The organism is Paenibacillus sp. CFBP 13594, assembly GCF_014842675.1.
Taxonomy (GTDB): domain Bacteria; phylum Bacillota; class Bacilli; order Paenibacillales; family Paenibacillaceae; genus Paenibacillus; species Paenibacillus amylolyticus_B.
In genome coordinates this window covers 1,452,801-1,467,841 of the sequence record NZ_JACYVQ010000001.1, presented here as the reverse complement: position 1 = coordinate 1,467,841, position 15,041 = coordinate 1,452,801, and the positions used below count along the sequence as shown (strand labels likewise).

The following is a 15,041-nucleotide window of genomic DNA, read 5'->3' as shown; positions in this document are numbered from 1 at the left end:
ACAACGAAAATAAACAGGGAGGTACTTAAGGTGAAAGAAAAAGAGAGCACGCTCGATCGTGCCGTAAGATTTACCCGTAATCTGGAGTGGTTGGAGCAAGTCGAAAAGGTAATTCCGAGCGGATGCAGCACTTTAGCCAAAGCACCTGAACGTTTATTTCCGGGGCATACACCCGTATGTTGTGCAGAGGCTTACAAATCCCGATTTACAGATATCGACGGTAATGAATGGCTGGATTGCGAAATGGCCATGGGTACGGCGTCTTGGGGCCATGCGAGGCATGAAGTCCAATTAACCGTCATTCACCAGCTGAAAAAAGGGACTAGCTTCTCGGTTCCGGCCGACATCGAGCTTGAATGCGCCGAGTTAATTCTGGAGCGGTTCGAGGGTCGTTATCCGTCGCTGCGCTTCACCAAGAGTGGTGCCGATGCAGTGAGTGGGGCCGTACGACTTGCTCGTGCCGCAAGTGGCAAAAGCAAGGTTATTGCGACGGCTTATCATGGGTGGCATGATTGGTCCGCATACGGCTATTATGGTGGCCAAACGAAAGAACGGGGCATTCCAGTGGATATCGAGCGTTCAACGATCTGGGTCAACAAACCTACTGCGGAGCGAATTGAGGCCCAGATTACCTCATCTCCCGAGGATATCGCATGTATTGTTTTATGTCCCAACGAGTGGAAAAGGGAGGCACTGGAGGAAGTCGTCAACCTATGCCGCTCTCTGGACATCATTATCATATTCGATGAAGTCACTTCCGGTATTCGAATGGGCAAACAGGCTACAGCAGGAGAATATGACATCTGGCCTGATCTGCTCTGTATCTCCAAAGGTATGGCAAACGGGTTACCGCTCGCAGCGGTTTTGGGGCCAGAGCACTTGATGTCTCTGTCGGGACAGGTCCGATTCAGCAATGCCCATTCCAGCGAAACAACAGCGCTCGCGGCAGCCATTGCCTGTGAACGATTAATGAAAAATGCGAAAGTGTGGCCGACTTGGCGTGATCCGGCAACCCGGATCATGGATCGTCTGGAATCTGAACTTGTATTACTCGGATTAACAGATCAATTGGAAGTGAAGGGGACGTATGCAAGCTTCTGCATTCAATCTCTGGCCGAGGATAACTTTCAAACGGACCCTTTCCGCGAGTTCATGGTAAAGAGAATGGCTCACTTCGGCATCTTCACCAAAGGTTACTTGATTTTCTCAGATGCCCATACACGGGAAGAATTGCTGTGGGTCGAGGAAGCGCTGTTGCAGATCCTGTCAGACTGGAAAGAGATTCAGAAGCAGGAACATCTTCATGCGATGCAACTTTCGAAAACGTTTGAAGCTTAATCCATAGATCATAATCGACAATCGACTAGGAGGAATTATTCAATGAAAGCACTCGTATATCAGGATCTCAAACAGGTGACTTACCAGGAGATTGAGGAGCCAACCATTCAAAAGCCAAACCAGGTAAAAATTAAAATCTATGGTTCAGGCATCTGCGGTACAGATCTGAATATTGTCAAAGGCAAAGTGCCGGCGAATAAAGGAACGATCATTGGTCATGAAGGCGTAGGCACAGTGGTTGAGGTGGGCGAAGAAGTTCGTGGTTTCAAGATCGGTGATCGGGTATTGGTTGATCCCACACAATCTTGCGGTACCTGCTCATACTGCCGTGAGGGTCTGTTCATCTACTGCGAGAATTTTGATGACTACCAAGTAGGGATGACGACACACGGAACCTTTGCTGAATATTTTGTTGGGGACGAAAAGTATATCTATGCTATCCCGGATTCCATGAGTTGGGAAACGGCCATGATGATCGAACCACTGGGATGTGTACTTCAGACGTTCATGAAAGCAGGGACTAAGCCAAGTGACTCTGTACTGGTCCTCGGTTCTGGAGCAATCGGTTCCCTGTGTCAGCTTGTTAGCAAACGATTGGCAAGGCTTACTGTAGGCACGGAAGTTGATCCATACCGCAAAGAGTTCGCTTCAGGGATCGCGGATCACGTGTTCTATCCTCAGGATCTGACTCTCGATAAAGTATACGAGATCAATAATAACAAAAAGTTTGATATTGTAGTGGACGCGGTTGGTAACCAGCTTCATGTAGGGTTTGAGCTGATTGCCAAAGGCGGCAAGATTATTCCTATGGGATATGACGACAGCTATGAGGTGACGTTCAAATCAACAGCCGTGATTAATGATGGCATTAGTATCATCGGTGCGGTTGCTAATCACTCGATGATCAGTACGGCACTGAAATTTGCCCAAAGCATCCCGGAACTGGAACAGATGGTGACAGCCAAGGAACTGCTGAGTGATTATGAACAGGCCTTTAATGGAACGATTGGTTATGACATGCATACTGGAGAGAAGTTGCCGATGAATTCGGTCAAAACAGCTCTTATCCTATAAGCATATAGACATTAGCGGGTTTGCCGCTGCGAGAAGTTGGAATTCGCAGCGGTGAAAACCGCAGAAGGAAGGGATATCGATTGAAATTGCTTCAAGATTTGCCGAAGAATCCACGCTACTCCATTTTACTCGAACCGGTATGGGCCATTCCGGGCACGATCGTTCTATTCTACGCTCCTTTATATATGAAGGAAGCCGGACTTTCGGACATAGAAATCGGTTTAATCAATTCGGTGAATCTTTATTTTGCCTTTATCTTTCAATTGTTTGCAGGTTCCATTACGAATAAGCTGGGCCGAAAACGAACAACGCTGATCTTTGATCTGCTTGCCTGGAGTGTTCCTATGTTCATCTGGGCCTTCTCTCAGAACTTCTGGCTGTTCCTGATCGCTTATTTACTTAATGCAACATCCAAGTTTGTAACGGTTGCCTTTAACTGTCTGATCATAGAGGATGTCGAGGAACACAAACGATCCAAGGTATTTGCTATTCTCAACATGATTATTACAGGGGCTGGTGTACTCACGCCGATTGCCGGGGTGGTCATTGCTGATTATGGTATTGTACCTACACTCGCCAGCATTTACTTTGTCGGAGGCATCCTCATGACCGCCATGTTCTTCATACGTAACCGATACACGGATGAGACCGAGGTCGGCAAGGAACTTATGGGATTGCATAGTAAAACCCGTGTACTTCAGAGTTTGGGTTCCAGTCTGCGCCTGTTCGGCAAATCGTTCTACAAACGGAGACTTTTTCCGATTATTCTGATTACGGTGTTATCCAATCTGATTCTGCAGCTGAATTTCTTCCAGGTCATTTTCTTCAAGGAACAGTTGAAATTTGATGACCGTGTCATTTCGTTTATCCCAGTAGTGACTGCGGTAACCGTCATGCTGCTCTATCTGGTCATCATTCCGCGACTGAAACGGCGTTCGGAGGAAAAGTATGTTGGTTTTTCCATTGTGCTTAGCACGGCCGGAGCCATTCTGTTTCTATTGATCCCTGTGGGGAATATAGGAATGTTGTTTCTCACGCTAATCGTGCTCGCTGCGGGTAACTTCATTTTGCAGACGTACCGGGATTCCCTGCTGATGAACCGATTGGGTACGCATGAGAAAGCCGATATGTTCTCGGCCGTGCAGACCGTCATGACGCTTACAGCCATTCCATCCGGTTACCTGACGGGCCTGCTCTACCATCACAATCCAACACTATTGTTCAGTGTAATTCTTGGTCTATATGTCGTACTCATGGTTATTATGTTCTTCTTGCCAGATCCGCAAAAGCACTCCCAAGTGCTGGAACCTTACAAAAATATGTAGAAAAAGGGGTTTACTGTATCTGGAGCGAATATGTAGTACAGAAAAAAACTAGAACAACCTCTAGAACATATTTTAACTTGGGAGGCTACTAACAAATGACTAACGTAATGACAACAGAAGCACGGAAGCAATGGAGCTGGATGAACGAGCCCGAAACCTGGTCCTATACGGATCAGGGAGGCGTGCTGGTGGAAGCGAAGGCGGACACCGACTTTTTCCAAGATCCAGCGGGGAAACACATTCGTGCAACTGCTCCTTTCTTGTCCATGCCTGTGCCTGGCGATTTCGAAATTACAACCCAATTAACCGTTGATATGAAAAATCAATATGATTCCGGATGCCTGATGGTGATGGCGGATGATCTTAACTGGTGCAAAATTTGTTTTGAATATGATGGAAAAGTGCCTACCATCGTGTCGGTGGTGACACGTGATGGTTCATCCGATGATTGCAATTCGGTTGAAGTCTCCGTACCTAATCCCTATCTGCGTATATGCAAAGTAGAGGGATGCATATCATTCTTTTATTCACCCGATGGTGAAGAGTGGAAACTAATTCGATATTTCGGCATGCCGGTTCAAGGGGAACTTCGAGCTGGATTAGTTGTACAATCGCCGACTGGAACGGGCTGTACGTGTCACTTTTTATCCGTGAACGTTACTCATCCGGACTTGACCGCACGGTTCTAATCCGCTCCCCCGGCCGATCATTGGAGGGAGAACAGGTTCATGGTAAAAGCATTTATATTTGATTTTGATGGACTTATTGTGGATACAGAGACACCCTGGTACTATGCATTTCGCGATATTTATGAAGAGCACGGAGTAGAACTTGGTCTGGAGCTTTGGTCGAAAAATGTGGGGACATCCTTTGAGGAGTTTCATCCATTTCTGTATCTGGAGCAGGCGCTCCAAAAAAAGATAGATCATGACCATATCAAGCTGTTATCAGAACAGAAGTACGAAGCCTATTTGGGACAGGCCGCCATTCTTCCAGGGGTGCATGAATTGCTTCAGTCTGCGAGGGAGAAGGGGATTCAACTTGCGGTTGCTTCCAGCTCCACACGGGACTGGGTGCACGGTTACTTGCAGAAATTAGGCATTTTCGATTATTTCACAGTCGTTCATACTTCCGAAGATGTGAAGCGAGTGAAACCGGACCCTGAACTGTACCTTCTTGCTCTCCAGAGTCTTGGGATCGAGGCTTCCGAAGCAATTGTGTTCGAAGACTCACCTAATGGCTTGAAGGCAGCCAATGCAGCAGGTATTCGTTGCATCATCGTGCCTAACGAGGTAACACGTGGTCTGGAATTCGCCATGCATGAACTGCGGTTATCCTCGCTGGCCGAGATAGATATGGAGGCGCTTTAATCCAGATACTGCTTGCGTAGCTCGATAGGGGAGATCCCTTCGTATTTTTTGAACACTGATCCAAAGTAACTGGCACTGTTGAAACCAACAGCTTCGGCTATTTCATGAGCGGTAGTAGCGTTATTTTCGATGAGCATTTCCTTGGCTTTCAACAGCCGATATCGCATCAGATACTCCAGTGGAGTCATTTGAAATTCTTTTTTGAATATCCGATTGAGGTGCTGCTCGGTAACATCCATCTGCTCAGCCAACATGGGGAGAGAAATATCCTGATGATAATTTTGTTTGATAAAAGTAATGAGTTCATCCAATCTTAATCGGGCATCAGAACGTTCGTAAGCACTATAGCGTTCACCTTCAATGGTTAATCTGACCAAAAGCATGTACAGTAATGCAGATACGTGCCAGATCTGATCCTTGTGCCGGGACTGCAGCGCCAACGTAATTTCACGCAACAGGATATGAAGCATTCCGTCCGGCTTGAAGGCGCGCAGCTCCCCGATCTGCAAGGTATGCAAGAACCGTGGCAACAAATAGCCATTGAAAGACAGACAATCAAATCGTAATGAATCACTCAGATTGTGGTAACGGTAGGTTACCTCCGGGAACAGAATGAGAGCGGTCCCTTTTTTGATCGAAAATTCATGATTCTTTGCTGCGATTCGCCCGGTTCCTCCGATGCACTGTACAATGCTGTAATCCCGTGAATGGTCGCTCCAATTCATCAATTCATCAACGGTCAACTGGTTTTGCCCTGTAATCATGAGCGGCATATCGGTATCCAGCGGATTCCCCATACTAGGTTTCGGCATCGTCGTGTTATTCCTCTTTTCGTTAAAGGATCATGTGCGTAAGTGGCGTGGTTACAGCGTTAAAAGAAACCTAGAAAGAATTATATTACATAAATGGAATAATTTTAATTGAATGACGGACAATATATAAAACGTTTTCATATAAATGCTTCAGCAATTATTTATTGGATGAATGAGTATGAACTGTGGTCTGAGCAGCCTCTATTTATGGATCCAAAAGTATGCCTGCCTTGCCAACAGAATGCGAAACGGTATACGCTATAAGGAATGAGTGATTAAAGAAAGGGATGCAAACATGAAGAAAGTCATCGTAGTCGGATCGGGTATTCTGGGGGCATCAACAGCCTATCAATTAGCCAAGCGGAGCGCAGAGGTAATCATCGTAGATCGAAAAGATATAGGACAGGCGACGGATGCAGCTGCCGGTATCATCTGTCCATGGCTGTCACAGCGACGTAATCAGGACTGGTATCAGCTCGCCAAGGCTGGTGCGCGGTTCTATCCTGGCATCATAGCGGAGCTTAAAGCCGAAGGAGAAACGGAAACCGGTTATGCTCAAGTGGGCGCGCTTAGTATTCATACGGATGTGGACAAAATCAATAAGATGGAAGAGCGGGCCCACCTTCGCAAAGCAGATGCACCGGAGATTGGCGACATTACACCTCTTGATGACAAAGAAACCCGTGAACGTTTTCCATTGCTGGATGAACGTTATCAATCGGTACATATCAGTGGTGCTGCACGTATAGATGGAAGAGCGCTGCGCGATGCATTGATCCGGTCTGCACAGCGAAATGGAGCGGAAGTGATCCATGGAGACGCCACGCTTCAATTCGAAGCGGATCGGGTCATTGGTGTGAGTGTTAATGATCAGAGTTTCCTGGCAGATGAAGTCGTTGTCTGTGCAGGTGCATGGGCCAACGAACTGCTGAAGCCACTAGGCATACACTTTAAAGTGCATTATCAAAAGGCGCAGATTATGCATTTACATGTGACGGATGAGGAGAATACAGGCCGTTGGCCTGTAATTATGCCCCCGTCTGACCAATATCTCCTGGCCTTTGATCAACAGAAGATTGTCATTGGAGCCACTCATGAAAATGATGTGGAGGGTTATGATACAAGAGTCACTGCAGGGGGCATGCAGGAAGTTTTGAATAAAGGTCTGGAACTGGCGCCGGGGCTAGCCAATAGCACATTCCAGGAAGTGCGAGTGGGTTTCCGTCCGTTCACACCTGGATTTCTGCCTGTAATGGGAGCTGTGCCAGGGTGGCGGGGGCTGATTACCGCGAATGGACTTGGTGCCTCTGGCTTGACCATGGGTCCTTTTATCGGGAGTCAACTGGCGAAACTAGCTCTCGGCATGGAGCTGGATATCGATATTGAGCCCTATACTGTTGGCAAAGCAATGGATGATATTAAAAGAGGTGAGTCATGACATATTCACAACGTTTATCCGATGGAGCGAACTTGTCCGACATCATATATCTGGAGCATCAGATCGGTACGACAAAAGAAGAATTGCGAATCGCTTTGGAAAAACAAAAAACATACGAACGCGAATTGTCAGAATTGAAGTCATCAACAATCGGTAATGCATCGATAGACGGTTCGGACGAGCAAGTCTTAATGGAGAAGGCAAGCCAAACGAAGAACTTGATTGAAACCCTGTCTGAACAACTGGAGCAACTACAGGAAACATTGACGAAACTAGGCGATTAATCGGCTCATATCTCGTTTTTTCTGAAATCCTGACACTTAATATACGATGTGTATACACAAAAACCCCTTATTTAAGGGGTTTTTGTGATTTAGTTCAAATGGTTTATACCATTAAATGAACGGATGGTATAAAATGGATGTAGGTGCTGAACTGTCAATTCAGGTACCCATGTAACCAATCACGAAACTATGCTGAGAGGTGGATTCCAAATGTATAAAGAAGTGATACGTGTTGAGGACATCACGGGGTTTCAGTCCAGGTCTGAAGAGTTTTTCCCACTGCACTGGTTTCGAAAAATGCTGTCCGAGCATCCTGTCTACTATCACGAAGATACAGATACCTGGAATGTGTTCGGATACAATGATGTGAAGCAGGTCCTCAGCAATCATGAGTATTTTTCAGCCGAAGGAACTCGAACGACCATTGCGGTGGGAGCGAAGAATAACGAAGGCACACCTCCGGACAAATTAAACATTTCAAGTATCGATCCGCCCCGTCATCAAAAAAGTCGTTCGTTGTTATCCGCTGCTTTTACACCACGTAGTCTGAAAAACTGGGAGCCACGAATTCGCAACATTGCAGAGCAGCTGGTAGCAGATATTGAGCCAAATACGACCATTGATATTGTTCAAGCGTTGGCTGCTCCGCTGCCTTCGATGGTTATGGCTGATCTGCTCGGTATCCCTCTCACAGACAGTCATCGCTTCAAGAACTGGGTAGATATTCTGTTTCAACCTACCAATCCGAAGACTGCTGAAGAGAGTGAACTGAAAAAACAAATTGCAGCGCAAGAGTACTATCAATTCCTGTATCCTATTGTAGTTCATAAACGGACTCATCCTGGTGAGGATATCATTACCGATCTGTTGAACGTTGATGTTGAGGGGGAGAAGTTCACGGAGGATGAGGTTGTTCGCACGACCATGCTTCTGCTTGGAGCCGGTATAGAGACAACGAGCCATATGGTATCCAATACATTTTATTCCTTCATGTACGATGACCCGAGTCTGTATGAAGAACTTAGACAGAATTCGGAGTTGGTACCGCTAGCAGTGGAAGAAATGCTTCGTTATCGGTTCCACAATGCCAAGCGACATCGGACAGTGAAGCAGGATAACCAACTGCTCGGGGTGGATTTAAAAAAAGGAGACGTCGTCATCTCTTGGATGAGTGCAGCCAATATGGATGAACAGATGTTTGAAAACCCGTTTGAGTTAAATATTCATCGTCATAATAATAAAAGACATCTTACCTTTGGCAATGGCCCACACTTTTGTCTGGGTGCCCCGCTGGCAAGAATGGAACTCAGCATTGCCTTGACTGCATTTGTTGAGAAGATTGCTCGAATTGAGCCGGTGGAGTCCTTTGATCTGGAGAATAATCTGGCCACTTCAGCTCCGGGACAGTCATTGACCCATCTGCCAGTGAAGATTGTCGGCTAAGGTAATGAGCTTCATCATTGGACAACCTAAAAAGCGGCAGATCAGACGTGAACGTCTTGATCTGCCGCTTTGTTGTGCAAGTATGAGGCTGGATAACTTAATTTGAATTCATGGAAACTTTTTGTCTTACAACCTGTTTGATTTCTTCCTCTTTGGCTTGTTTGGTACGTTTAATAAAGAAGGAAAGAATCAATCCCACGACAGCGATACCGATGATAACGACATAAGCATCATTTATACCCTGGATCATGGATTCTGTAGCAAGCTGTTTTTGACTGAGACCATTGGCTGCACCAGTTGCCATCATATCCTGTACGTGTGCCGTTGTACGGGAGGTCATGACACTTACGAGCAATGAAGTACCTACAGCGCCAGCCACTTGTCTGACGGTGTTGGAGATAGCTGTACCGTGTGCACCAAGTCTTGGTGGCAGTTGGTTAAGCCCCGCAGTCTGAATCGGCATCATGAGCAAAGCCATACCAATCCGGCGGCCGGTAGACATTAATACTAGGTAACCATAACTGGTTGAATCTGTTAAGTCGATGAAACCAATTGTCGTTACGATGGTGATCACCATCCCGATAACAGCAAGCCATTTCGCACCAAATCGGTCAAACAATTTTCCGGCTACTGGCATCAGGAAGCCCATGACAAGCGCACCCGGCAGAAGTAATAATCCGGACTCCAGTGCAGTGTAACCACGTGCGTTCTGGAGATACAAGGGAAGCAACATCATGTCAGCATACATGATCATTGTAATCGCGATACTGATGACCGTTGTCAGGGAGAACATGTTGTATTTGAAAGCCCGCAGATCAAGCAGCGGAGTTTCGGAAACGAGCTGACGCCATGTAAACAGGGCAAGAGAAACAATTCCAGCCGTAATACAGATAAGAACTTCTGCACTTGACCATCCCAGACTTCCTGCTCTGCTGAAACCATAGAGCAATGCGCCAAATCCGATCGTGGAGAGCACCACACTGATTGTGTCGAACTTTGTGTTGACCCGTTCGGATACATTCTTCAGGTATACAAACGCAAAAGCAATGACAATAAGAGTTAATGGAATCATGCCGTAGAACATCGTTTGCCAAGAGTAGTTCTCTAGGATATAACCGGCAAGGGTAGGCCCGATTGCAGGGGCAAAAATGATGGCAAAACCAACCATACCCATCGCAGATCCTCGTTTTTCAGGGGCAAACAAGGTCAAAATAACGTGCATCAAGAGCGGCATGATAATGCCGGCACCCGCTGCCTGAATCATACGTCCTGTCAGCAATGTACCAAAGTTATTTGCAAGAGCGGATACGATGGTACCAATCAGGAAAATAAACATGGAAGCTTGGAATAGTTGCTTGGTTGAAAAGCGTTGCATGAAGTAGGCCGTAATGGGGATAAGCACCCCGTTCACCAGCATGTAACCTGTCGTTAACCATTGTGCGGTTGCGGCGGAGATGTTAAAATCACCCATCAGTTCGGGTGTAGCGACACTCATGATCGTTTGATTCAACGTTGCAAGGAAGGCTCCCAAAATCATGATAAACAGGATGGGACCTTTCTTTACGGATAATTCATCTTGTATTCTAGCCTGACTCAATCCTTTTCATCCTTTCAATCCACGCGTGACTAAATTTACAACGTGTTGTATAGTTTACATTGTATTTATTGAATTATATACATATTCGGACAGATTACAATTTACGTTATGACGTGTTTTCGTCGTTTATTTTACAAATAAAATGAATTTGTTGTGTAAATCAAAAATAAACGACTGATTGTTTTAAATTGTAATGTTTAAAATTTGATAGGAGGGATACACGTGAAAAATGAGAAGAAATCAGCCGTGGACCCAAGAATATTGCGAACGCGTCAGTTAATTCGAGGTGCATTTGTTGAATTGCTGCAGGAAATGGATATTGAGAAGTTGTCAGTGAACAAAATTGCCGAACGAGCGACGATCAATCGGGTAACCTTCTACCTGCACTATCGTGATATTACGGATATGATGGAGAAGATGGCCGATGAGATGATCGAGCATATTGAACGGATCGTGGTTGAATATGCTCCTCATTTTGAGAAACAAAGGACGGAAGAGGCTTGGCCTGTTCTGGTCAAGTTACTGGAGCATTTTGCAGAGAACGCCTCGTTCTATCAGGTGGTACTTGCCACAAAGCGCACACCCATTTTCACAGAACGACTCCTGAAACTGTTAAGTACCTTGGTCAAAGCCAAGATAGATCGAGCCGAAATGGAAGATGTTCTGGAGGATTCCGGCATTCACAAGGAAATTGCCATCTGGTATGGTTCGTCTGCTCTAATCGGTACCATTGTGGCTTGGTTGCGTAATGATATGCCATATTCCCCTCATTTCCTGGCTAAACAATTCTCGTTGATTCGCTCGTACTCTTATAATGACCTGATATAATCATGCTACAATTGCACCTAACGTTAATAGAGGAGGGATAATGTAATGAAATATAGTGCAGAACTCGTCGGTGAGATTTCTTTGTTCGAGATCATACTGGATTCTACTCCTAAATGGATCGTTGGTTATGTGACGGATACTCTGCTGTGGATATACTATAAGCAAGATGTTTTACTATTTAATATACAAGTTGAACTATATATTTAAACGTAACGGAGAGGACAGAAAAAACATATGGCTACTATACTCGTTGCAGACGACGATGCAAACATTCGTGAACTCGTCTGTCTATTTCTCAAAAACGATGGATTCACCACAGTGGAAGCTGCGGATGGTAAGGAAGCTCTCACTATATATGGCGAAACTCCAGTGGATCTGGTCGTCCTTGATATTATGATGCCTGTCATGGATGGTTGGGCACTGTGCAAAGAACTTCGAAGAGCCAATCCTGATCTTCCGTTACTCATGCTGACGGCCAGAGGAGAGACTTGGGAGAAGGTGAAAGGATTCGAACTGGGTACGGATGATTATTTGACCAAACCGTTTGATCCATTAGAGCTGACCGCTCGTGTCCGAGCATTACTGAAACGATACAAAATCGGCTCCACACACACAATCCAGTTTGGCAACGTCATTCTGGACCGTCAGACGTATAAGGTGATGAGAGGCACGGAGTCGCTTACGTTACCACTTAAGGAGTTCGAATTGCTGTATAAGCTTGCTGGAACACCAGGACAAGTCTATACACGTGAGCAATTAATCGATCAGATATGGGGTATTGATTACGCGGGAGATGATCGAACAATAGACGTACATATTAAGCGCCTGCGCGAACGATTCGCGACGACACCTGATTTTCGGATTGAAACGGTGCGTGGGCTAGGGTACAGACTTGAGGTCTATGAATGATCAGATCATTATACATTCGTGTGGTGCTCACCTTTCTGATCTCTGTCATCGCTGGTACAGTTATTTCTTTTTTTATGTCAACCTGGATATTCGAAGATAAATTGAACGAAAATGCTCGAATTAACATACGCAACTTTGGCCAGGACGTTGTGCAGATTTATAAGACGCTGCCTGCTGATGAAGCAGAATCATTTGTTAGTAGAATGAAACAACTTGATTCGTATCATATTCGAATTTATGATGCAACGGGCAATTTCCAGTCTTATGGGAAGCTTAACGAACATAAATCATCCCCCGTATCGACGGATCAACTCAAGAAGGTGTTAAACGGAGGGGTTGTACAGGACACACCTAAAGGTATTGCTACCGTTCTTTTGGGGCTACCGATCAAGACGGAAACGGGTACAAGAGCGATGTTTCTAGAAACACTCTCACCGCCCTCAGCCTCTTTTGTGGTCCAGTTTGGCTTGATTTTTGCAAGCTGTTCCTTGATTGTAGGAAGTTTGTTGATTGTGGTTGCTTCTGTATATCTGGTTAGACCGATCAAAAAATTGACCAAAGCGACCAAACGGATTGCAGCTGGTGATTTCAACGTCAAGCTGAACATTAAACAAACGACGGAGATTGGTACGTTGGCCCGCAGCTTTGAAGAAATGATGCATGATCTTCAGCAGTTGGAGCAGATGCGCAGGGAATTCGTTACAAATGTTTCGCACGAGGTTCAATCTCCGCTCACCTCGATATCCGGTTACGCTTCGGCACTGAAGCAAGTAAATCTCTTAGAGCAAGAACGAAACCGTTACTTGGATATTATCATCTCTGAAGCGAAACGAATGTCCAAAATGAGTGATAGCCTGCTCAAGCTGAGTTTACTTGAATCGCAGTCACAGCAACTACGGCTGAGCTCCTTAAGCCTTGATGAACAGATCAGGCGGGTCATTGTGGCGCTTCAGCCGCAATGGTCTGGGCGCAACATTCATTTCGAGCTTGATTTGGAGAATGTGAAGGTAACGGCTGATCACGATCAGTTAAATCAGGTATGGACAAACATCATCGGAAATAGCATCAAGTTTTCCGAGGATGGAGGTATGATTAAAGTCAGTATCGAAGAGGACTTCAAAAATGTGACTGTTCGAATATCCGACACGGGCATTGGAATTCCCTTGGAAGATCAGAAGCGTATATTCGACCGTTTTTTCAAGGCAGATCGTTCCCACAGCCGCAAATATGACGGGAGTGGTATGGGACTTGCTATCGTTAAACAGATCGTGTCCCTTCATCAGGGTGACATCCGAGTGGAAAGCGAACCTGGTCAAGGCACGACCTTTATTGTCACGTTGCCCATCCATCCACCAACGGATAGTTAGGCTCACAGGATAGGGTCAATGAATAGAATATCCATCGGATCATCTAAACCGAATGTTCATGTCCTATGTAACATGCAAGCTTCCTTGTATGTTACATAGGACATTTTTTTTGCTTGTTCATACTCCGTTCATATTCCGGTCATGGGGAGTACATCTTTCTTGATTAGGATTTCTTAAGCAGCCTGCCGGGCTAATATACAGATGAGGATAGGAGCAGATGAATGTGAATCAACAAACAGACAAAGAAGTACAGAGTAAAAGCAGAACCAAGAAAGTGTTAAGCATCTTGTTTAAAGTACTTTGCGCAATCATTTTAGCAATTTTACTTTTTGTAGCTACCGTATATACCGTCAATAAAATCAGCAGTTATTCGGAGCAAAAAAGAATGGAGCCTTATGGTCAACATGTATCCGTGGATGGGAAAAATATGAATGTGTTCATTCAAGGCGAAGGCGAGGAAACGATTGTGCTTCTGCCTGGTTTTGGAACAGCGGCACCAGCGCTTGATTTTAAGCCCCTTATCTCGGAGCTAGCCCCATATTATAAAGTCGTCGTGGTTGAACCGTTTGGTTATGGATTAAGTGATCAGACCGAAAGGGAACGCAGTACGGCAAATATCGTCAGTGAAATCCACGAAGCGTTACAGAGTCTACATATTGATCGTTATATCTTGATGGGGCATTCCATCTCGGGGATCTATAGTCTGGATTATGTGAACAAATATGCAGATGAAATAAGTGCATATGTTGGGTTGGATACCAGTGTTCCAGCGATTAGTGAACAGAAGGTTGAAGCATCAGAAATCGTACCGATTCAATGGTACCGTAACTTGGGTTTCCCGCGTTTGCAATTGAAAATGAGTGATGATCCATATGCTGGGCTACCGTATGATGAACAAACCAAAGAACAATTGAACATTTTGATACAAAAGAACATGTTTAATTCAACTCAATTAAACGAGATTGTAAGCATGTATTCCAATTTTAAAGCAGCTGAACAGTTAACGTTCCCAGTCGATCTCCCGATTCTTTTCTTTCTTCAAAAGAATCATCCTGCAGTGGACAATTGGGTTCCCGAACATGAGAAGTTAATAGAGAACTCTGCGCGTGGTGAAGTGGTGCTACTGGAAGCAAATCATTATCTATACCGTTCCCATGCCAAAGAAATCGCTGAAAAATTCAGGGGGTTTATGACGCAACGGTAAATATTAATTAGCTTGTTCATATTCAGTTCATATTGACGTCACGGGGAGTACA

15 protein-coding genes are annotated in these 15,041 nt (G+C 45.2%); 13 read left to right on the top strand and 2 right to left on the bottom strand.

Features of this window, described 5'->3' with window-relative positions:
• The first annotated feature begins 30 nt into the window (after positions 1-30).
• The 5 genes from IFU39_RS06535 to IFU39_RS06515 all read left to right on the top strand — a co-directional run bounded on the left by IFU39_RS06535 (position 31) and on the right by IFU39_RS06515 (position 5,107).
• Complete coding sequence (locus tag IFU39_RS06535) at positions 31-1,338, top strand: aminotransferase class III-fold pyridoxal phosphate-dependent enzyme (protein WP_192131716.1); 1,308 nt, start codon at positions 31-33, stop codon at positions 1,336-1,338.
• Between the two features lie 42 nt (positions 1,339-1,380).
• The gene (locus tag IFU39_RS06530; RefSeq protein WP_091016533.1) at positions 1,381-2,412 is read left to right on the top strand and encodes a zinc-dependent alcohol dehydrogenase; all 1,032 of its coding nucleotides are present in this window, start codon (positions 1,381-1,383) and stop codon (positions 2,410-2,412) included.
• 80 nt (positions 2,413-2,492) lie between these two features.
• On the top strand, positions 2,493-3,737 hold the full coding sequence (locus IFU39_RS06525; RefSeq protein WP_051449724.1) for an MFS transporter: 1,245 nt from the start codon (positions 2,493-2,495) through the stop codon (positions 3,735-3,737).
• Between the two features lie 95 nt (positions 3,738-3,832).
• Positions 3,833-4,426, top strand: coding sequence for a DUF1349 domain-containing protein (locus IFU39_RS06520; protein WP_105598609.1), 594 nt, complete (start codon positions 3,833-3,835; stop codon positions 4,424-4,426).
• Positions 4,427-4,465: 39 nt separating this feature from the next.
• Positions 4,466-5,107 (top strand): HAD family hydrolase, encoded by a 642-nt coding sequence (locus tag IFU39_RS06515; RefSeq protein ID WP_105598610.1) that lies wholly within the window; start codon positions 4,466-4,468, stop codon positions 5,105-5,107.
• Here the strand turns inward: IFU39_RS06515 and IFU39_RS06510 are convergent.
• Positions 5,104-5,919: an AraC family transcriptional regulator gene (locus IFU39_RS06510; protein ID WP_091016528.1), complete on the bottom strand. Its 816-nt coding sequence runs from the start codon at positions 5,917-5,919 to the stop codon at positions 5,104-5,106. The genes IFU39_RS06515 and IFU39_RS06510 overlap by 4 nt on opposite strands.
• Before the next feature lie 295 nt (positions 5,920-6,214).
• Here IFU39_RS06510 and IFU39_RS06505 point away from each other — a divergent pair, with 295 nt between their 5' ends.
• The 3 genes from IFU39_RS06505 (at position 6,215) to IFU39_RS06495 (ending at position 9,084) form a co-directional block, all read left to right on the top strand.
• Positions 6,215-7,357, top strand: coding sequence for an NAD(P)/FAD-dependent oxidoreductase (locus tag IFU39_RS06505; RefSeq protein WP_105598611.1), 1,143 nt, complete (start codon positions 6,215-6,217; stop codon positions 7,355-7,357).
• Complete coding sequence (locus IFU39_RS06500) at positions 7,354-7,641, top strand: hypothetical protein (RefSeq protein ID WP_105598612.1); 288 nt, start codon at positions 7,354-7,356, stop codon at positions 7,639-7,641. Before IFU39_RS06505 ends, IFU39_RS06500 begins: the two co-directional genes overlap by 4 nt.
• A gap of 210 nt (positions 7,642-7,851) precedes the next feature.
• Positions 7,852-9,084 carry a cytochrome P450 gene (locus IFU39_RS06495; RefSeq protein ID WP_105598613.1) on the top strand — a complete coding sequence of 411 codons (1,233 nt, stop codon included), beginning with the start codon at positions 7,852-7,854 and terminating at the stop codon, positions 9,082-9,084.
• Positions 9,085-9,181: 97 nt separating this feature from the next.
• Here the strand turns inward: IFU39_RS06495 and IFU39_RS06490 are convergent, their stop codons facing one another.
• Positions 9,182-10,621: a DHA2 family efflux MFS transporter permease subunit gene (locus IFU39_RS06490; protein ID WP_105599131.1), complete on the bottom strand. Its 1,440-nt coding sequence runs from the start codon at positions 10,619-10,621 to the stop codon at positions 9,182-9,184.
• Between the two features lie 282 nt (positions 10,622-10,903).
• On the opposite strand from IFU39_RS06490, the gene IFU39_RS06485 reads away from it, so the two are divergent.
• The 5 genes from IFU39_RS06485 to IFU39_RS06465 all read left to right on the top strand — a co-directional run bounded on the left by IFU39_RS06485 (position 10,904) and on the right by IFU39_RS06465 (position 14,989).
• Complete coding sequence (locus IFU39_RS06485) at positions 10,904-11,509, top strand: TetR/AcrR family transcriptional regulator (RefSeq protein WP_105598614.1); 606 nt, start codon at positions 10,904-10,906, stop codon at positions 11,507-11,509.
• Positions 11,510-11,554: 45 nt separating this feature from the next.
• Positions 11,555-11,716 carry a hypothetical protein gene (locus tag IFU39_RS32820; RefSeq protein ID WP_244660883.1) on the top strand — a complete coding sequence of 54 codons (162 nt, stop codon included), beginning with the start codon at positions 11,555-11,557 and terminating at the stop codon, positions 11,714-11,716.
• A gap of 27 nt (positions 11,717-11,743) precedes the next feature.
• Positions 11,744-12,418, top strand: a complete 675-nt coding sequence (locus IFU39_RS06475; protein WP_017688634.1) for a response regulator transcription factor — start codon at positions 11,744-11,746, stop codon at positions 12,416-12,418.
• Positions 12,415-13,785, top strand: coding sequence for a sensor histidine kinase (locus tag IFU39_RS06470; protein ID WP_105598615.1), 1,371 nt, complete (start codon positions 12,415-12,417; stop codon positions 13,783-13,785). Before IFU39_RS06475 ends, IFU39_RS06470 begins: the two co-directional genes overlap by 4 nt.
• A 217-nt stretch (positions 13,786-14,002) precedes the next feature.
• Positions 14,003-14,989, top strand: coding sequence for an alpha/beta hydrolase (locus tag IFU39_RS06465; protein WP_105598616.1), 987 nt, complete (start codon positions 14,003-14,005; stop codon positions 14,987-14,989).
• Positions 14,990-15,041 lie beyond the last annotated feature (52 nt).

What these genes read in the sequence shown, in the direction of transcription:
- IFU39_RS06530 (WP_091016533.1), top strand. Translation starts at nt 1,381, where the DNA reads ATGAAAGCACTCGTATATCAGGATCTCAAACAGGTGACTTACCAGGAG.
- IFU39_RS06520 (WP_105598609.1), top strand. Translation starts at nt 3,833, where the DNA reads ATGACTAACGTAATGACAACAGAAGCACGGAAGCAATGGAGCTGGATG.
- IFU39_RS06515 (WP_105598610.1), top strand. Translation starts at nt 4,466, where the DNA reads ATGGTAAAAGCATTTATATTTGATTTTGATGGACTTATTGTGGATACA.
- IFU39_RS06510 (WP_091016528.1), bottom strand. Translation starts at nt 5,919, where the DNA reads ATGCCGAAACCTAGTATGGGGAATCCGCTGGATACCGATATGCCGCTC.
- IFU39_RS06505 (WP_105598611.1), top strand. Translation starts at nt 6,215, where the DNA reads ATGAAGAAAGTCATCGTAGTCGGATCGGGTATTCTGGGGGCATCAACA.
- IFU39_RS06500 (WP_105598612.1), top strand. Translation starts at nt 7,354, where the DNA reads ATGACATATTCACAACGTTTATCCGATGGAGCGAACTTGTCCGACATC.
- IFU39_RS06495 (WP_105598613.1), top strand. Translation starts at nt 7,852, where the DNA reads ATGTATAAAGAAGTGATACGTGTTGAGGACATCACGGGGTTTCAGTCC.
- IFU39_RS06490 (WP_105599131.1), bottom strand. Translation starts at nt 10,621, where the DNA reads ATGATTTTGGGAGCCTTCCTTGCAACGTTGAATCAAACGATCATGAGT.
- IFU39_RS32820 (WP_244660883.1), top strand. Translation starts at nt 11,555, where the DNA reads ATGAAATATAGTGCAGAACTCGTCGGTGAGATTTCTTTGTTCGAGATC.
- IFU39_RS06475 (WP_017688634.1), top strand. Translation starts at nt 11,744, where the DNA reads ATGGCTACTATACTCGTTGCAGACGACGATGCAAACATTCGTGAACTC.
- IFU39_RS06470 (WP_105598615.1), top strand. Translation starts at nt 12,415, where the DNA reads ATGATCAGATCATTATACATTCGTGTGGTGCTCACCTTTCTGATCTCT.
- IFU39_RS06465 (WP_105598616.1), top strand. Translation starts at nt 14,003, where the DNA reads ATGAATGTGAATCAACAAACAGACAAAGAAGTACAGAGTAAAAGCAGA.